At 36.4% G+C, this 19,778-nt stretch carries 18 protein-coding genes; all 18 read left to right on the plus strand.

Annotated elements, in window-relative coordinates; all coding sequences use genetic code 11:
* The first annotated feature begins 115 nt into the window (after positions 1–115).
* Positions 116–4,411, plus strand: coding sequence for a VaFE repeat-containing surface-anchored protein (locus tag KQI94_RS05020; protein ID WP_049055360.1), 4,296 nt, complete (start codon positions 116–118; stop codon positions 4,409–4,411).
* Between the two features lie 917 nt (positions 4,412–5,328).
* Positions 5,329–5,583 (plus strand): hypothetical protein, encoded by a 255-nt coding sequence (locus KQI94_RS05025; RefSeq protein WP_002353568.1) that lies wholly within the window; start codon positions 5,329–5,331, stop codon positions 5,581–5,583.
* A 16-nt stretch (positions 5,584–5,599) separates the two neighbouring features.
* Complete coding sequence (locus KQI94_RS05030) at positions 5,600–5,965, plus strand: hypothetical protein (protein ID WP_002349686.1); 366 nt, start codon at positions 5,600–5,602, stop codon at positions 5,963–5,965.
* Position 5,966: 1 nt separating this feature from the next.
* Entirely contained in the window at positions 5,967–6,419 is a 453-nt protein-coding gene (locus tag KQI94_RS05035; RefSeq protein WP_002353566.1) for a hypothetical protein, read from the plus strand.
* Between the two features lie 65 nt (positions 6,420–6,484).
* Positions 6,485–6,841 carry a hypothetical protein gene (locus tag KQI94_RS05040; protein WP_033655470.1) on the plus strand — a complete coding sequence of 119 codons (357 nt, stop codon included), beginning with the start codon at positions 6,485–6,487 and terminating at the stop codon, positions 6,839–6,841.
* Positions 6,842–6,865: 24 nt separating this feature from the next.
* A complete protein-coding gene (locus KQI94_RS05045) occupies positions 6,866–8,329 on the plus strand; it encodes a cell division protein FtsK (protein WP_033655469.1) in 1,464 nt (487 codons plus the stop codon).
* Between the two features lie 21 nt (positions 8,330–8,350).
* A complete protein-coding gene (locus tag KQI94_RS05050; RefSeq protein ID WP_002353563.1) occupies positions 8,351–8,665 on the plus strand; it encodes a hypothetical protein in 315 nt (104 codons plus the stop codon).
* Between the two features lie 362 nt (positions 8,666–9,027).
* On the plus strand, positions 9,028–10,284 hold the full coding sequence (locus KQI94_RS05055; protein ID WP_002353562.1) for a replication initiation factor domain-containing protein: 1,257 nt from the start codon (positions 9,028–9,030) through the stop codon (positions 10,282–10,284).
* Positions 10,281–10,826: a hypothetical protein gene (locus KQI94_RS05060; protein WP_002353561.1), complete on the plus strand. Its 546-nt coding sequence runs from the start codon at positions 10,281–10,283 to the stop codon at positions 10,824–10,826. The genes KQI94_RS05055 and KQI94_RS05060 overlap by 4 nt, the downstream gene beginning before the upstream one ends.
* Complete coding sequence (locus KQI94_RS05065) at positions 10,827–11,327, plus strand: hypothetical protein (RefSeq protein WP_002353560.1); 501 nt, start codon at positions 10,827–10,829, stop codon at positions 11,325–11,327.
* A 79-nt stretch (positions 11,328–11,406) separates the two neighbouring features.
* On the plus strand, positions 11,407–11,964 hold the full coding sequence (locus KQI94_RS05070; RefSeq protein ID WP_002353559.1) for a hypothetical protein: 558 nt from the start codon (positions 11,407–11,409) through the stop codon (positions 11,962–11,964).
* Between the two features lie 19 nt (positions 11,965–11,983).
* Positions 11,984–12,328 (plus strand): hypothetical protein, encoded by a 345-nt coding sequence (locus KQI94_RS05075; protein ID WP_033655468.1) that lies wholly within the window; start codon positions 11,984–11,986, stop codon positions 12,326–12,328.
* Positions 12,329–12,346: 18 nt separating this feature from the next.
* Positions 12,347–13,258 (plus strand): LPXTG cell wall anchor domain-containing protein, encoded by a 912-nt coding sequence (locus KQI94_RS05080; RefSeq protein WP_002353557.1) that lies wholly within the window; start codon positions 12,347–12,349, stop codon positions 13,256–13,258.
* A gap of 78 nt (positions 13,259–13,336) precedes the next feature.
* Positions 13,337–14,329 (plus strand): conjugal transfer protein, encoded by a 993-nt coding sequence (locus KQI94_RS05085; protein ID WP_002353556.1) that lies wholly within the window; start codon positions 13,337–13,339, stop codon positions 14,327–14,329.
* The gene (locus KQI94_RS05090) at positions 14,326–14,544 is read left to right on the plus strand and encodes a TcpD family membrane protein (RefSeq protein WP_002312989.1); all 219 of its coding nucleotides are present in this window, start codon (positions 14,326–14,328) and stop codon (positions 14,542–14,544) included. Before KQI94_RS05085 ends, KQI94_RS05090 begins: the two co-directional genes overlap by 4 nt.
* 12 nt (positions 14,545–14,556) lie before the next feature.
* Positions 14,557–14,967 (plus strand): TcpE family conjugal transfer membrane protein, encoded by a 411-nt coding sequence (locus KQI94_RS05095; RefSeq protein WP_002353555.1) that lies wholly within the window; start codon positions 14,557–14,559, stop codon positions 14,965–14,967.
* 53 nt (positions 14,968–15,020) lie between these two features.
* Positions 15,021–17,549: an ATP-binding protein gene (locus tag KQI94_RS05100; RefSeq protein WP_002353554.1), complete on the plus strand. Its 2,529-nt coding sequence runs from the start codon at positions 15,021–15,023 to the stop codon at positions 17,547–17,549.
* Positions 17,550–17,564: 15 nt separating this feature from the next.
* Complete coding sequence (locus KQI94_RS05105; protein ID WP_216454326.1) at positions 17,565–19,775, plus strand: hypothetical protein; 2,211 nt, start codon at positions 17,565–17,567, stop codon at positions 19,773–19,775.
* The last annotated feature ends 3 nt before the right edge of the window (positions 19,776–19,778 follow it).

Raw genomic sequence — 19,778 nt, forward strand, 5'->3', positions numbered from 1 at the left:
TGTGTTCAGATAAGAGCGCCAGATAAAAATAGAAGAGACAGTTCACGTCGTTATCACTTTTGGTAACGGTGTTTTGTTTTATTATATAAAATTCTCAGGAAAAGGAGGAATTCTTGTGTATGCAAAAACGAAAATGAATTGGTTGAAAGCACTCGCATTGGTGGCCTTATCTCAATTCTGTTTCTTGGTGGGAACTGCTCAAGCACATGCAGAAGAAACGACGGCTACACAACCTACGGTGGAAGCCATTGCCCAAGTCGCTTCTGAAGTGACAGAAGTCCAACCAGCAGAAGCCGGGGTCCCAGCTGGTGAAGCCACTGTTGAACAGGCCCCTGTGACAGAAGCGCCAACGGTTAATTCCAAAACGACTCTCGATCAGACGATTGGGGAAACACAACACCCAGGGAATAGTCCTGTTACTTCACAACCAGTTGAAGAAACTGCCTCAATTACAACCCCTGCTTCAGAAACGTCCACTCCAGAAGGAGAAAAAGCTGCCGAAGCAACGCCTTCTGTGAAGCCAGAGTCTTCTGAGAAACAAGCGGAAGAAAAGCAACGAATAGAAGAAACAGTGGAACAACCAGCGGCTACTGCTGACAAAGAAGGAAAAAATGAGGAAAACGTTGAAAAAACAATCTCTTCAACCGCAGCTAGTCAAAATCAACCAACGAAACTAAACAAAGAATCTACGGCTAGTATTGAAGATCAAAAGAAAAAAGAGCAGGACATTCCAAAAACAGGTACACCTACACTGTTAGTAACAGTACCAACCAATCGTTCGGTTCGTGTTCGCCGTGCAACCAATACAGCTGTTTTAGGTGGTCGGAAAATTGATTGGGGCGAAAATATTGGTGTTACTTCTAGTCCGAACAATCCAAACTTCACTTTAAATTATATGGTTCGTTTTGAGATTAATGGACAAGTGGCGTTTTGTATTGAGCCTGGTGTCTCAGCCGCAGAAGGTCAAGTTTATACAGCTACTGCTTTGGAAAACTATTTGAAAAATTCAAATGTACGGAAAAAAACAAGCTTGATCTCTTATTTAGGATATGTCACAAATAAAGACAAATCCGATGAACAATACATTGCGGCACAATTTATGATTTGGGAAGCTTTGGGCACAAAAATCCCAATCAAAAATATCCGTGTTGATTATGATCGTCGAAAAGCAGAAATTCAACGTCTGCTTAATAATTTTGATGTAAGAGCTACTTTTCATAATCAAACACATACGATAAAAATTGGCGAAACGTTAAAAGTAAAAAGTGGCAATGACTTTCTACAACGTGTAAAAGGCATTCAAAAGCCAAAAGGGATCAATGTATCTATTCATGGGAATGAAGCATGGATCACAGTCACAAAAGAAGCACCAGAAAAGGCAAAAATTCATTTCAATCAGATTGAAGTATTGGGTACGCCATTAGCGTATCGTCGTCCAGGTGCCCAAACAATTGGTATATTGAATCCTTTTGAACCTGGTGACTCTGTTGTCAATTTGACTATTTTGAAACAGGGAAACATTCGTGTCTTTAAAGAAGATGCAGAAACCGGTGTGAAAGCACAAGGCGCAGCTTCTTTAGAAAATGCGGTGTATGGCTTGTATCAAGCAGATGGGAAAAAGATCAAAGAAATTACCTTGAAAAATATGAACGGCAAAGTACAGGCAGAAATTAAAGATCTTGATCCTGGCAAATATGTTTTAAAAGAAATCAAAGCGCCGAAAGGCTATGCACTTTCTGATGAAACAATTGAAATTGTTGTTGAACCAGGAAAAACTGTCAATGCGACCGCAAAAGATCAAGTGATCAAAGGAACCATTGATTTAGTGAAAATTGCTAATAAAGATTTAGTCGATTCAACCAATCCAGATAACAAACCAAAATTAGCTGGCATTGAAATCTCTTTGACGTCAAAAACAACTGGCAAAGTGGTGAAAACCGTTGTGACAGACAATGATGGTTACGCTACTTTTGGTAAAAATACTGTTGTCTTTGATACCTACATTCTTTCTGAAACCAAAGGAAAAGAAGGGTATAAACTATTTGAACCACTTGAAGTCACAATTTCTGAAAATGGGCAAACTTTCCATTATGTTTTAGAAGATAAAGTAATTGAACAACGTCTTAAAGTGGTGAAAGTGGATCAAGAAACAGGAAAAGTGATTCCACTTGCCAATACAGAATTCAAGATTTTTGATACTTTAGCCAATCGTTATGTCACAATGGAGATTCCAAATGATACAGAAACAACGGATATCTTTAAAACCAATGAAAAAGGCTTTTTCCTAACTAACGGTACACTTACTTATGGAAAAGAGCGCTATCGTTTGGAAGAAATCAAAGCACCCGTAAATTACGTTTTGAATCAAAACCCATTAGTGTTCTCGATTACCAATGATACAGAACCGATCAAAGTGATCCATTTTGCGAACCGTCAAGCACGGAAAAGTGTAAAATTGTTCAAGTATGAAGAATGGAACAAGAAGAAAACACCACTTGCCGGTGTGACGTTTACGCTATATAACGGAAAAGGTCAAGCAATTGGTAAATATACCACCGATCAAAATGGTGAGATTTTAGTAAAAGGTCTGGTTGCCAATAACTATTACTTTACCGAAAATGTACCATTAGAAAGTTTCCAACCAAATACAGGCAAACAAGCATTCACTATTACATTCAGACAAAATGCGCCAGATGATGGGGAAACGTTATTGGTTTCTGTACGTAACTATTTGATTCCACCAAAATTAGAAACACAAGCGTCAAATAAAGCCGATGGTGAAAAAGTGGTTGATCCATTAGAAACTATCGTCATTAAAGATAGTGTTTCTTATACCAACCTGTTTGTCGGCAAAGAATACACTATTTCAGGTGTATTGATGAACAAGGCAACGAATGCGCCAATTTTACAAGAAGGCAAAGAAATCACAAGTATCTTGACCTTTATTGCAGACAAAGCCAATGGCACAAAAGATCTTGAATTTGTGGTTAATGCTAGTGTTCTGAAAGGTCAAACAATCGTTGTCTTTGAAAAACTTTTCCGTGATGGCATTGAAGTTGCGGTACATGTGGATATCAATGATGACAATCAAAGTGTTCGGGTAAACAATCCAACGGTTCATACCACAGCTGTATTTGAAGACGGGTTGACGATCGCAGACCCAACGGGGCTGTTCACCTTAAATGATACCGTTGAAATTAATGAGATCCTTCCAGGAAAAGCTTACTTGGTCAAAGGAATCTTAATGGATAAAGCAACTGGTGAAGCCTTACTTGTTCATGGTCAACCGGTAGAAAGTGCTGTTGGCTTTATTGCCAAAGCAGAAAATGAAACGGTGATCGTACCATTTACCTTTGATTTGACAGGTTTAAATGGTCGTGAAATGGTCGTGTTTGAAAGTCTTTTTAGAAATGACGAAGAACTAGCAAACCATAAAGACATCAACGACAAAGGTCAAACGGTACGAGTAACGAACCCAAGTGTACGTACAACGGCTACACATAAACCCACTGGCTTGAAAGAGGTTAATCCATTAACGAAAGTCACCATTACAGACGCTGTGAAATACCACGATTTGATCGTTGGAAAAACATACACAGTCAACGGTGTTCTAATGGACAAAGTAACGGAAAAACCAGTGCTAGTAGATGGAAAAGAAGTCTCAAGTACCTTAACGTTTGTGGCAGAAACAACTGATGGTACAGTCAATCTAGACTTTATCCTAGACGCACATGCGTTGCGAAGCAAAGAAGTCGTAGTTTTTGAAGATCTGTTTAGAGAAGGCGTATTATTGGCTTCTCACGCAGATATTACCGACAAAGACCAAACCATCAAAATCGTCAGTCCAACCATTACGACAAAAGCTACCAATGCAAATGGTGGAAAAGAGATCTTAGCTTTACCAAATCAAAAGGTTGTCGAATGGGTTCAAGTTAATGGGTTAGCAATCGGTCAAATTTACAAACTGATTGTTCAAGGCTACTTAACACCAGACGGCACCCCATTTGAAGGAACACATGCGGAAAAAGTCTTTATGGCTGATAAAGAAATGATGGAATTCTTGTTTGAATTCATCGTTGACGGTCGCAACCTTGCAGGAAAAGGATTGAGTTTTGCGGAATGGCTCCAAGCCAAAACAGAAGATGAAAAAGAAACGTTTGAAGAAGTCGCAAAACATAACGTCGATCTAACAAACAAAGATCAAACGGTTCAATTTGTGGAGGCACCAAAACCACCGCAACCAGTAAAACCAAACGAACCACAACCTGTAAAAGAAGTGAAACAAGCTGCAATGGTACCTATGTTGCCAAAAACAGGCTCTGAAGACAATGTATTATGGATCATGATTGGTATGATCTTTGTCCTTGCGGCAGGATTGATTGGTTATGATTTGTATAAAGTCAGAGACTAAAGAGGACGAACAAGCGGTTAGGCAACTAGCCGCTTGTTTAGTTTTTAGAAAGAATTTTTTATCAAAGGCAAATAAATTATTGTGTTGAGTAGTAAATGATCATGAGGATACACCAAGAAATACTGAGTGTAATAAATAAGAATTTAAGGATCCAAAAGAGATAGAATATAATTATGTGATAATACAGTTTCTTTTTTTCTATAGAAGAAATCACGTTTAGCTACTCCTAATTGCTTTCTTACTTTATTTAGTTCTGCTAGGTAGCAGTATGAGAATTCAAAATACATTCTTTGTACTTTGAAGAGGATTTTTTTCGAATGTTTATTTGTGTTAATTATTTTTTGTATTTCTTTGGCAAAATAAATAAGTTCATAAGGCAAATAAAAGTCTATATTTTTATTTTCAACTGTTTGGATTAGATGTTGAATTGTTTGTTTTCGTTCTAGAATATTTTTTCTTGTAATTTTTTGAAATAGATAATTTTCAATTGAAGATTTAAATGGAATAAACATTTCTTTTGTTAGGGTTTCAGTGCTTTTCTTTTTTCTTGTATAGCGATGTTTTAAATAAAAGCTAGAAATGGACCAAACAATAGTGACGATTGAAACTATACTTGAGATGATAATGTGTAATTCATTTGAAAATAGTTGTTGAATAAAAGTGTTTATAAAAATAATCTCCTTTTTTATAAAAAGTTAGAAAGGATGTAAAAGAGTTGGAAGAAATATTCTTTTGTATGATGGTAGAGTTTTTGTTTGTATCAATTGGTTTCTTAATTATGGGGGAGGCAATTATGATATATCTTTTTCCGTTTGACAGCAAGGATGAGTGCATCTTTAGTAGTATTATTATTTTCTTTATTTTAGCATGTGTGTGGATTCTTGCTAGGGAAATATATCATCAGTTTGTGTTGGAAGATGGAAAAGGAATTATTACTTGGTTTTTACAGAAAAGAAAATAATGGAGGAAAAAAGAATATGGAAAAGAAAAATATAAATATTTGTTTTTTGAGTGGAAAAGAATGTACGTATGAGGAGTGTACTGATATTTCTGTGCATGAACGAGACGGGATGTTAATAGTAGATATGTCTCCTAGTGATGAGCCATTTGTTGTTAAACATTACTTTCCATTGTGTAATATAGAGTCGTTTAGAATTGATTGTGAATTTTAAGAGGAGGAAAAATGATATGGCAGAAAAAGCATTGCGTATGAAGAAAGAGTTTTTAGGTCAGGTATTTTTATTGGGTTCACGGGAACCTAATCCACCAAAGGAAATTAATGGTGTGTCTGGGCGATATGTTCAATTACAAGCAGAATGTTCGCGAGAAGAACAGCCTGCTTTTTTTGTTTATCTCACAGCTGAAGAGGATAAAAGATTACGATTACCAGAAAAAGAGGTACGTATTTCATTTGAAGAAGCTTATTTTGTTTTTCGTAAAGAAAGAGTGAATAGTCGTGAAACAAATGATATGGGACAAACAGAGCGTCGAACAACTGGCTATCAAGATGTCGGTGTCTTTTTAACTGGTGTAAAAATTGAGGAGGTTTTGTAAGATGGGATTAAAATTTCCAAATAATTATGATATTACAGAAGCATTAGATGAAACTTGTATAGGAGCCGTACGCTTTGGCGCATTAGAAGAGTCCGATCGTGTATTTGATAATGAAACAGGCGATTATACGGGAGAAATTCGATCACAGCGAGCACAATTAGTTTTTGGAAATCCAGATGAACCAAAGATTGCACGACGAGTTAAATTTCCAGCAGATGTAGATTTGACTGGTTTTAAACGACGTGATCCTGTGAAATTAATTGATCCAGAATATCATGTGGTATATATTCCAGCACAAGATGGCAATCGTGAATATTCAGATTTAGTGATTTATGCGAAAGGATTAGAGAAAGTAGAAGCTCCAACAAATAATTCTAATCCGAAACAATCACAAGAAAAAGGTTTAGATCAAAAACAACCAAGTGCTGATTCTAAGGAAAAAGAGAAAAAATAAGTTTTTTAAAGAGTAGGAGGAAGTCTTCCTACTCTTTCTATTTAAGGTAGAAGGAAGGGGAGATTTTGAATCTGGACAAAACCAATCAAACACTTCGAGAGATTATGGTTTGTTGTCAAAATATCCAACAATTGATTGAGTATTTTGGAGACAATCCAACGATTTTTATACAAACAAATGAGTATATTTGTGCGGTTATTGGGCAGTGTATGTTTTTACGTGATCTTGTTCGTTTTTCATTACCGTATCAGTGGAAACAAGACCATCAGGAAGTGGTTTGGATTCGTGTAGTACGAATATGTAATATGTGTGCACACCCATATAAAAATCGATTAAATCTTTTTCGATTATGGTTTTTTATTAAATGTGATATTCCAGTATTAGTTGCTTTTTGTCAAAAATTTTTAGCACAGGAGAAGTAAAAACAGAAAGGAGGAATGTGACAATTGGAACCTCATTTTTTTAAGTATCGTGGTCGACGAATTCGTTATTTCAATCGTTATTTATGGTTTTGTTATTATGGTTTCTTTCTGTTACCATTTTTGATTCTATTAAGTTGGTTTAGTTGGAAAGTATTTTATCCTCGTTTAAATACGTATTCGAATTGGCAAATGTATCTTATTCCTGGAATCAGTATTGTGATGTATTTGTTGCTGGTTAGTGGATTAATTTTAGGTTTGATGCGTTGGTCGCGACTAAAGGAAGGATATTTTGCTTCTGTTTATTGGCGTCAGTTACTTGCTCGAATGTTAATTGACAATCGGTTTGTTTATACAAAGAAGCAAGTTGGTGAGAAACAAACGAAGGAAAAAATGAGATTACCAAAAGTTTATTTTTATCAAAAGAAACAAGAATTAGTGGTTTCTTTTCCTTTAGATGGTGGCCGTTTCCACGAACGATTTTTAAAAATGGGTAGCTTATTATCCGAAGTATTTTTGCGTGATTTAATTCGTGAAGAACGAGAAAAAGCCCGAATCAATTATGTATTTCTTTCCGATTCTGGTCGGATTCCTATTGATCAATGTATAGCAGAAAATGGACGTATTCATTTAATGAAAACATTGGATTGGGTATATGATCAATCGCCAAATCTATTAATTTCTGGTGCGATTGGTGGCGGAAAAACCTATTTATTGTATTCATTGATCAAAGCTTGTTTAGATGTAGGGACAGTAGATATTTGCGATGGGAAAGCGGCAGATTTAGCGGCATTAGGTGATATTGATGTATTCAAAGGACATGTGTTTTACAAAACGAATGAAGAAATGATTATTTGCTTACGAAATGCGTTACAAGAAATGAATCAGCGATATACCTATATGAAAACGATGAAAGAGCCTAAGTATGAACCAGGGAAAAATTATGCTTATTATGGGATACCGCCGCATTTTATCTTTTTTGATGAATGGGCAGCTTTCTATGGTTCGTTGGATATGGAAACGAGAAACAAAGTTGATAAATTAATTCAGCCATTAGTATTAAAAGGTCGTCAAGCAGGCATGTATGTTATTTTAGCGATGCAGCGACCAGATGCGGAATATTTTCCAAGTGGTGTTCGAGATAGTTTAACGTTCCGTATTTCTGTTGGCCGTTTATCTCCCATTGGCTATTTAATGACTTTTGGAGAGGATTTTAAGAATAAGCCGTTTTATAACAAAGATCAACCTGGTCGTGGGTATGCTTTTCCTGGTTTTGATGTGCCTGTAGAATTCTTTGCGCCATTTGTTTACAAAGACTATCACTTTATTGAGGAATTTAAAAAATTTGACACAATGATTGTGCAAGATTTTTCTGTACTGAAAGAAGAGGCGTTTACTAGTTACGAAGAACAAATTGATCGTCAAGCGCAATCGTTAAAAGGAAATACGAAAACAAATGGGGTAGATGAGGAAAGTTATACACTTTTATAATTTAGAAGGAAGTGGTGAAGTATGGGTGAAGTTTTGTATCGTGTTTCTTCAGCTGCGGGTGAAATTTCACCTGATTTTGCGGTTCGAAGATTATACGAGTGGATTAACAAAGTAGAATACTACACAAAAGGTTCTTATGTTTTCCGACGAATTGAGCGCGAGACATTGTTTGTTACGAGAAATCAGATTGTTTTGACAAAAGAGGATATATTGCGTTTTCGTCAGGTATATCGGTTATGCAAAGAGAAAAACATACAGTTACGTTTAGCGATTTTACAGTGTTTTGCTCCTGAACAGTATAAAGAATTACAAGAAAAAGAAGATTCATTGGTTTAGATATCGGGGTGGCTTTCATAGGGACTATGGGAGAACACATTGTCCGAGTATGTGCTGCCGCGGCTTGTGTCGGCGAAGCCACCGAGACCAGTCGTGGCAGCACATGCTTGGCATGTGTGCCCACAAAGAGGTCGTGCGCTTGCGCACGGCCTCTTTGTGTAAAGCCCCCCGATATATAATATGGGGGGCAGAAATAACATAACACAAATAAAAAAGTGTATTTAAATCAGTTATATCAAGGCTTTAGCTAAGGTTAGAAGGAGTACTCCTTTTTAGAAAAATTAGGGGGTACCACCTGTTATATCGGGATTTCTAGCAGATTAAGAAAATCGAAATTTGTTATTTTATAAAGGAGGTAGAATATGACACCTATTGAATTGCGAAATTATCGAAAAAAATTGAGTGCTATTCACGCTTCAGGTGGAGGGAAAAAATTACTCTCTCAAAAACGTTTTGCACAGTTATTGGGATGCTCGGTAGATTATATAAAGAAGATGGAACAAGGAAAAAAGAAAATCCCAGAGGATTTCGAAAAACGAATCAAGGAACGCTTTCGATTGTATATGAAAAGCGGAATAGATCTTCGAGCAATGATCGACTATTTGCGTCTCTCCTTTTTTGGGACAGACTACAAAATAGTGATTCAACGTGTGTTACGAATGGATCTAACAGAATTTGAAACACGTCCGACGGGCTTGTATCTTTTTGATTGTCTTTCTGTTCGTGGAAATATCTGGGTATTCTGGCATTCAAAACAAACTGTAACACAAAATGTACTTGTACAGTTTTCGGGTCAAGGTTGCCGAGAATATGAGGAAGTCATGCGTGAACAACGAACAGATTGGCGAACATGGCTATATTCCATTTGGAAAAATCAAGGAAAGTTGGAAGCTGGTTATAAACGAGTACAATGTAGTCGATTCGATATTGCGTTAGATGAACTTTGGGGATTGGAAACAGAAGAACATTTTGATCTCTTTGAATTACTAGAAAAACAAAAAGCAGGTTTATTAGAAATGGACTTTAAGAAATTTCAGAATATTGGCGGTTGTTTTTTAGATGATGGTTATTTCCGAAGCGAAGGGTTATCCTTGTATTTTGGATCGCGAAAGAGTCCATTGTTTTTCAATTTCTACGAAAAACGTTTTGAAATTGCGAATCGTGAGAAAATTTCAGAAATAGAAGCATTAACGAAATATGGCATTTATAATCGATATGAGTTACGCCTAGCTAATGAAAAAGCAACACAAGCAGTAGAAGCGTTTATTTTGGATCATTCCCCTAAACGTTTAGGAGAGATTGGCGTTGGTTTAATTAATGCAAAACTTATTGTTTGGGATCGACTGGAAAGTGATGCACGAATTGTTGATGAACGATGGGCAAAATTGTTTCGTTCGATGGAAGAATTGGATTTTACCGTAAAGCCAGAAAAATTCTCATTAGATCGTTCAGAACGCTGGTTTTTGAAACAAGTAGCTCCGACATTAAAGTTATTACAAGAAGCAGATCGTATTTTAGGAAGAGACTTTGTACAAGAAGGAATTGAGAATGCTGAACTAAATGACGAGCAACAAAGCTATCTAGAATGGATGGGAACGTCAGGAGGGAAAATTGCATGAATGCATATACGACAACAGAATGGCTGCGTCTTTTGGATTTAAAGGCTGCAATTGAAGCATTAAATGAAAAGATGGTTGATTTGTCTTATTTTCGTTTTCGAGTTCCTTATATTGAACAAGCGGTAAAGGCTGGACGTTATCAGGAAAAAGAAAACTGGCAAGAAATTGCACGCTTATTAGAAGTTCGTAAGGGGTACGAACAAGAACTCGAAGAGTTGGAATTTAGCCGAAGAAAAGGAACGCTAAAATTCATTCGCTTTTATCGATTTTCATTGCCGGTACCTGCGATTTTAGCGGTAAAAAAAGGCTGCGATAAAATGAAGATATACGAAAACTGTGTGGCAGCACTTAGCAACGAAAAACCTCTTGTGGAAGAAATCTCGTTGGCAACTGTTACTTGGGAAATGAATCGCCAGCCAACAGAAGAACAGACGTATCTTTCTTTAGAAGAGATTGAGCTGGAATTAGAGGAAATCGGCCGCTATGCCACTTGTTCTACCTATTGTGGATCGGTGATTAGTATTGCTGGTGTGATTGTCTAAATGAAAAAAATTATGATTTATGTTGGTGCGTATTGGTCGCGTGATCCAACAGTATTAGAAAATCCAGAAGCAGTACACTATTGCTTGCGCCAATTATTCTATCTGTATAAAGAACGATTGGAATCATTGATTCGTCAGTTGCCATATACTGACAGACGTTTGGATGAACTTCTTCTAAGGTATCCAGCAATGTATAAACGACGAAAAAATAGATTGTTACCAAAAGAGTATCCCATTGAAAAACGTGAACTTGAAGGGCGATTTGTGGCTTATTTCTATGATGATGTTCGTATGCGCTTAGTAGAACAACGAATGGAAATAGAAAATGATCGCTACTATTTTATCAATTATTGTAAGAAGCGTAAGTATCAAGTAACTGATGATTTTTATGATTGTATTTTACAAGATGGGGAAGTGATTCTATCTAAAATTGCTCCAAGTTTTCGTGAACTTGTGCCGATTAATTTTTTGAAAAAATGTCATTTGCGGATTCTTCCGTAAAAAAGAGCTATAAAAGGAAAGAAAAGTAGAAGCCAAATCGGTTTCTGCTTTTTTATTTTTTAAGGAAGGAGAAGATGGTATGTCACTGGAATTTTTAGGAGAGCCAATTGAAAAGGAAGAGTTCGTTTCGCATTATATGGATTTGTTTATTCGGGTGATAAAAAAGCTTTGTACGATTGATGAATTTTATCCACGCGAACAAGACTATCTAGCCGCTGAACGAATAAAAATCAGTTTATTATGGGAAAAATTCACAGATGAAAATAACCGACCGCCAGATTATCGCTATTTATCAGATTGTTTAACGAATAATGTGCTTTCTAAAGAATACCTATTTCACAAACGTGAGAAAAATCAAATGTCGGCTGAACATTTTTGTGATTGTTATATTGCATTATTGCGTAGTCAACAGTTATTAACGGTAGAACGATATGGTGCAGAGTTTGGTTATGTCATGCAAGCTGAGCGTCATAGAGCTACAAGATGCTATGAGAAAGAAGATCAAGTGATTGATGGCTATGAAGAATTATGTATTCGAAACAATCGCTATTTGCAACAACGTTTATACGAAAAATTAATGATGGATTTTTCGGATCTCTACCGAGGGTATGAATGTTCGGTGATTCAAGAAAGGTAGAAGAAAAGGGGGAATTTTTATGTGGCGATTATTATTTTTGGTGGTATGTGGTATGGCATTGTTCTATGTGTATCGTGTCTATCTCGGTCCACGAACGGAACGATGGACAAGTTGGTATAGAGATCCTTTAAAACAACGAAAAGGATTGAAGCGGTATCGTTATGAATTACTTGTTGAATTTTCGGATGGGCGACAAGCACAGTATTATTTTTTTGCAAACTATCCAAAATACAACACCAGTGAACTATTGATTCAATTATTCAAAAATAATCCATATGTTGGGTTAGAAGAAAACGGACGGGAGTTCTTTTATCGTTCAGATAATATTAGTGCGGCGTCTATGAACAAAACACGAATTGCATAAAAAATTGGAGGAATAATCATGAAAAAAACAACATTAGCAGTCGTAACAACACTAGGAATTTCATTATTTTCGTTTCAATTAGGGAGTTCATTGGTTTATGCAGATGAAACTGTAGAAACACCTAAGTCAGAAATTGTAGAAACATTGCCAGGGGAAGGATTATCAGATGTTGAGACAGAGCTAAATGGAGGAACAACGGAAAAACCAGCAGAACCTGAACATTTGCAGCCAGAGAAACCTGAAAAAGAGCCAGTGGCACCAGAACCAGAGATTCCTGAATCAACTTTGCCGACTGATCCAATTGAAGAAGAAGGTGTGCACAGTTCAACAACAACGGATTCAAGTATAGTCACAACTCCAGAACAATCAGGAACAACCAGTTCTTCTGAAACGAATACCGATTCGTCAAGTACGGAACAGCCAACGATGTCGTTTACCAGTGAAGAACCAAAAGAAGAACCGAAACAACCTGCTGAAAAATCAGAAGCAATTCCAAAAGAAAATAAACCTATTGTTCCAGCAAAAGAAGTCACAGTATCGGTAACCCCAAACGGTGAAATTACGACGAATAATTCTCAAGGAATGAGTGTACCGATTGTCACTAGTAATGTAGAGGAATTGACCCATATTCCAACACCAACAACTCCACTAAAAGCAGAAGGTGGACAAACAATTGTTGGTGTAAAAGATGGAATTCCATTAATCCAAGATAGTGAAGGGAATTTGGTAAAGGATTTGTCGATTCCTGTAAAGAAACTTCCAAGTGGCAATATTGAAGTCAAAACAGCAGATGGAAAAACAAAAGTCTTACCAAAGACTGGTGAAGAAATACATGTTGTACTTTCTGTTCTAGGAGGAGTGTTGACAAGTATTGCTGGATTTGTTGGATATAAAAGAAAGAGAAAAGGAATAGAAAATGAGGGTAATTGAATGGACTATTTTTCAGAAAAACAAGCTTATCGTTGTCAATCGTACGTACTAGTAAAAACATACTAGAAGGAGTAGCTTATGAAAAAACGACAACTACGGCGGAAAGAAAAAGTTTATACAGAGAAAGTACCGAATCAAAGGAAAATCCATTCAAAAAAAGCAGTGAAATGGATTTGGTGTTTGGTTTTATTTCTTTGTTTTTCAGGGGGCTTGGCATTTTTTCAATCCATGAAAACGAAGGTTCAAGTGTCGTTTTTGAAAGATGAAATCCAACAATTACAAAAGAAAGAAGTACAAAGTCAGTCAGAATTAACGTACACACCTGAAATTGAATCCTTTATGAATCGTTTTGTTGCTTTGTATATGAATACATTCGATAATCATGAACAAGAACAACAACGTCAAGAAATATTAAAAAAAGAGTTTTATGCACAAAACTTTATTCAAGAACCAGGAAGTGTTTCAGGTATTCGAAAATTAACTGCTGCTTCGTTTATTGGATTAAAAGAAATTGAAACCATTCCAACAGCTAGTTATAAAGTAACTTATGATATTCGCTCGATGGATCCAGAGAATAAGAAAGAAACAAGTGTGACAATCACACAAGTACTCAATCTTCCCTTTTCTATTTCAAACAAGGGCTGTCGTATTATTGCTTATCCTTATTTTACGGCACTACCAAAGAATACAGAAAAACAACGAATGATTACTTATGATGACACATTATACGAAACGGTTGATGCGTCGGAAGCGAAAGATGTGGAAGGATTTGTGGAAGATTTCTTAGATAAGTATGCGAAAAACAATGCAAAAGATATGTCATACATGATGAAAGAACCTGAAGGACTCAATCAGACAGCTAAAGTTGATCAAGTAGAGATGAAAGTATTGCGTTATAAAGAAACGAAAAAAACTTTTATTGTAAAAGCAACAGTCGTCTTTCGAGATGGTGATACGTCACTTTTACAAAAAGAACAAATGACGCTTGTTATTACGAAAAAAACAAATCAGTATTATGTTGAAAAACTCACACATAATTGGTTGGATAGGAAAGGAGACGAACGGAAATGACACTGAAGGGAATTGTAGATTTTATATTAACGCAAGGTGGCTATTTTTTAATAATGGTGGTTGTTTATCTGGGATTGCGAAATTTTATGAAATCAAAAGTAGGAAATGCATTAATATCTATCGCAGCAGGTGCCGCAGTCTATTTCTTCTTAAATGATCCAACGCGTGTATTTGATGCGTTTGGTAAAATCATTGAAAAATTATTTATGGATTAGGAGGATAGTGAAGTGGATTGGGAACCTTACGATTATTCGATTGTTTATGCGGAGCCTTATCGCGTACAACAGATTACAAGCAATTGGCGTCTTCCATTTCCAGTTGCATTAGTCAATGCAGCAACTTTTTTATTGGTCGTAATCTTTGAATATTTATTTTTACGTTCATTTATTGGTTGGGTTATTTCTTTTTTTCCACCAGCAGGGGTTGTTTTTTTTATAGGGCTACCCTATTTATGTGTGTTAGCACTGGCAAAACTAAAACCTGATGGAAAAAAAGTGCATTTTTATTTATGGGATTGGTTTTGTTATGTAGTGCGTATGATGAATGGTGATTGTGTGTATTATAACTGGGACAAGGTATCAAATAATGCATTGGAAGAATTACTTTTTGCGAATAAGTATGTTTATTTAGAGGATTAGAAAAAGGGACAATCAACTGGTTGTTCCTTTTTTTAATTGGGAGGTGAGATCTATTGGTACTTGTAAAAGAACCAGTGAAAGCATTAAAGAAAAATTGTTTGTTAAATGGCGAGGATTGTATCTGGGCCTACTATCATGTTTTTCCACGAACCATTTCAAAAAACACACCAAAAAAGACACAGGAAATAAAAGAAATGATGGCTCGTTTACTGTTACTTTTAGCAGATTATGAAGATGTGGAGTTGGTGATGTATCCACGAACAATGAATTTACGGACGAAATTTGACACATTAGGAAAGGGATTTTCTCCCGATAGTCAAGCAATTGGTGCGTATTATGCAAAAGAAACAGTGACATTGTTGGAACGAGAAGGTCAAGTCTATCGTCCTTCCTTTATTTTAGGAATCAAAGTCAAAGAAAAAGCAACCGTGGAGAGTTTTTATGATGTACTAAATCTAATCTGGTTAGATGTAGCAGGAAGTTTAGCACGCTTATTTGGATTAGAAGTAGATGATTTAGAAACTTTGTTTTCTGAAAGTGATCCTTATGTAAAAGAAGTGACACAATTACTTTATAGCTTTTCTATTCGTCCCTTAGTAAAAAAAGAGCTGTTGTATCTCAATCGTCTGCAATATATTCGAGGAATGGCTCATAAAGTAGAAGAACAAAATAATTGGGAAGTACTGAAAGACAATCAAGGAACGTATGTACGTATGCCGAAGGAACATAAAGGCCTTCTTCAATTAGAAGATGAGTTGGGGACTAGTTATTTAGCGTTGTTACCTATTGGAGAAACACCTGAAAATATGAGAAACTGTGATCTATTTCAATTTGCACAGGATCTTTCTTTCCCAGCAGAATTACGAATGAAAATTCACTATCCACGCTTGAAAGGACAGGGAGGTATTGGTTTAAAACTAAATTGGCTATCGGAACGGTTCAAAACAGAACATAAGGAATTGGTTCAAAACGATGAAGAACCTAGCGAACGCTTATTAACTGTTCGGGGATTAGTAAAACATTTAAAGCAACGAGTAGATAATGGCCAACCTGTCGTCGATTGGATCGCATGTTTTATTGTATACGGTCAAACGGTTGAAGAAGTTCGTCAAAATAGTGCAACGATTATTCAACAGCTTCATACGACTATCCATATCCACCGTGCAAAAAATGATCAACGAGAATTGTTCTATAAATGTTTATTAGGGCAACCATTGGGTCGACAGTTGCATTGGAAGCACCGAACAACTGTAGAAGCAATTGGCGAATGGTTGTTTTCAGCAGTATCAGAATTAGGTATGGAATCCGGCTGGTATATTGGTCGGCAAGATACATTAGGGGATGGTGGTTCTCGAGGAGAAAAAACACCATTAGAAGAATTAATTTATGCGTCAAATCGTTTTGTCTTTTTGAATCTTCTAGCTATTGCGGAAGGAATCAAAGGTGCGTTGTTTGATGCGCCTCATGTAGCAGTAACTGGAAAAACCGGTAAAGGGAAGACCTTTTTAGTTGGATTGCTCTTTTTGTATAGTTCGTTTATGAATGTACAAAGTTTATTTGTGGATCCCAAAGGAGAAAAGCGCAAATGGTTTACGAAACTCATTCAAGAGCCGTATTATCAGAAACATTACCCTTTGTTTGTGGAACATTTGCAAAAAATGAGTTATGTCACGTTAGATGCTACAAATCCCCGTAATTATGGCGTATTAGATCCAATTGTTTGTTTATCCCGAGTAGATGCGAAACAAGTAGCCCAGGATATGATTGATGAGTTAAGTCCGTTAGGTACCAATCACCTTTTAAAAGGGGCGGTATTAAAGGGAATCCAAGAAGTTTTAGTTCAAAAAGAAGCCGGACAACAAGTTGGCTTGATGCATGTGGTCGAGTATTTAGAACAAATGGAACAAAAAGAGGTTCGAGAATATGGTGAGTTTTTACGCTTGACGGTAGAAGATTCGATTTTACGTTTAGGATTTTCTTATGGAGAAAACCCGGGATTAGACTTTAATGCCAAAACAACGATTTTAGAGATCCAAGATTTGAAATTACCAAATGACAATGTCCGACCAGAACTATATACAGATGCGGATCGAAAGTCTTTGTGTTTGATGATTAGTTTAGGTCGTTTTTGTGAAATGTTTGGAAAACGAGATAGTAGTAAGAAAACAGCGATTTATTTTACAGAAGCATGGGTATTTAATAATTCGAACGCGGGACGTAGTATTATTGCAGCAATGGCGCGTGTGGGGCGTTCACAGATGAATCAATTAGTGCTAGATACACAATTTATTGGCGACTTAGGTTCAGATAAAGAAAAAGGGAATTTTGGTGTTGTCTTCGCTTTTGATGAAGACAGTGAGCGAGAAAAGATTTTGACTCATTTACGTTTGGAAGTAAATGAAGCGAACTTATCTGAAATGAGCCATATGATTAAAGGACAGTGTTGGATGTTAGATCCCTATGGACGTGTAGGAAAACTCAATGTACACAGTTTGTTTGAAGAAATGACCGCTGCATTACAAACAACGGAAAAAACAAGTCACTCTCAAATAGAAGAACAGGATACGTTAATCATGCAATAGAAACGAGGTGAAACAATGGCTTATATAAAGCGTAAGGAAAAGAAATGGTGCGTTTGGCTTTTTTTAACGGTTGGATTCGGACTGTTTTTTGTTGGTGGATTGGTATATGCGGTAGAAAAACAGGTGGATCAATCGATCTATGAGATCGGGAAATTTCATATTGATACCTTTTCTTCTTATTTATCTGATAGTGAATTTTCATTAGGCAAAATGTTATTTGGAGCAAATGGCACAGATTTTCTAAAAATGATGACGAATATGTTCTTTAGTTTAAGTAAATTGATTTGGCAAGGCCTTGATTTTGTCATTGAGAAGCTCTATGAAGGAGCTGCAATGAACGAGTTAATTCACCAGTTTTTCACTTTTTCGGATACTATTTATTCGAAAATATACGATCCTATTGGTGCGGGGATTGTCGTCTTGTATGTGTTATATCTATTTACTCTTCGTATATTTAGAGGGAAACATTACGCAAAAATGGTGTTTATTCGATTTCTCTTTGTTGTCATTTTTTCAATGGTTTGGTTTGGCTATGGTAGTAACGTACCTAGTAAAGGAGAAGCTTTTACTAAAGGGTTAAATGATTTGTCCGTGGAGGTAGAAGGCTTTATTTTTTCTGCTACAAATAGTCTAGATGAATTGGCGACAAAAGATGTCAATGGTGTTTTAGTGCCAACGACACAAAAGGAAGCCATTCAAAAAGTGCGCCAACTTTATTATAAAGCGGCTGTTGTTGATCCGTATCTATTGTTAAATTATGGGACAACAAATTTAGAAGAATTGTATCAAGCAGAGATTGAACCACAAGAATTTCTAGCCAAGGAAGCGTCAAGTGAAGAATTATCTGATATTGAGACAAAAGTGACCACTGCTGCAGGAGAAGATAGAGGGAAAAAGAAGGCTTATCGTGTCTATATTCAACCAACTAAAGCTGTTTATAAAGCAGTCGTTGGTTCTATGGTGCCATTGCTTAATCTAAGTATTGGATTACCACTTGTAGTGATTGGCATGATTCGTTTTATCTTTCAAATGTTGGTGTTGTGTTTATTACTTGTGATTCCTTTTTCATTACTCGCTTCTTTTGTTCCAGCATTTGATTATATGATCATGAATACCTTAAAGTCCTTTTTGAGCTTGATGTTTCAAAAATCTTTTTACAGTGTGATTATTTTGGTGGCATTTTTGATCTATAACATAGTAGACGATTTAATTCTAATGAATACTGTTTTTGGTTTTTTAGGAAATATGTTTGTCAAAGCACTCCTATCAATTTTACTCATTGTAAAACGGAAAGATTTATTAAAGAAACTAGGGTTAGGAGCTGCAGATCAAACCATAAATAACACGAAAAACATAGCAAGTCATTCTTTGTCTCAAATGAAACAACTGCCTGGTCAACTATCAACTGCTGGGCAAAATTTGGCAATCAAAGGTGCAGGATTAGCAGGGAATGTGTACCGAGCAACGAATCCACTCGCTTCTGCAGCGATACATGGATTTCAAAAGTTTCAACAAAAACGTACACCACAAGAATCGGTAAAAGGGGGGCAAGTGATTAATCCCTTTGAACTAGGTGGGCGTTCAAATCAAGACTTGCCTTATAGTGGTCGTCATGTTCGTTATCATGGGGTAGAGCCTGAAATGTCTTCTACCAAATCAAAAACAGAGTGGAATTCTGGTCTTTCAAATGGTTTGATTCCAAATTCGTCCATGAATTCAGTAAGACCGAAACAACAGGTACAATCGTTGGCACAATCGAGTAAGCAACAAGGGAATAATCAAAGAAAACCATTGTTAAATAAAGGTATCGCTTTTGTTGGTCAATCGATTCCGTTGCCTGCTGGAAAAGTACCCGTGCCACAATTAACAGCTGCTGGTTCTCTTTCACAACAGATTCACCAAGTGAAAAATCAGGCGAAAAATGGGAGTTATCCAGCAATGCAGCAGTTATTGAATCAATACTCTGTTCCTAAGTCGTCGGTAGCCACTCTATCAGGAAATCGTTCTGTGCAACGACAGATACAACGTTCGTCTGAAAGTAAACCGTCGATTTCCGTACCAAAATCCTTACAACCTGCATTTTCTTCTTTTAATAATCCAGTAGAGCAATCGAAAAAAATAGAAAAGAAAAATGAAACATTGCCGATTTTGGACGCAAAACCAGGAACCGATTTTACTTTACAAAAAGGACGAACAGTTCAAAAACCATTATCGAAGAAAGGATGAGGA

The sequence above is a fragment of the Enterococcus sp. S183_ASV_20 genome (assembly GCF_018919685.1).
Classification (GTDB): domain Bacteria; phylum Bacillota; class Bacilli; order Lactobacillales; family Enterococcaceae; genus Enterococcus; species Enterococcus faecalis.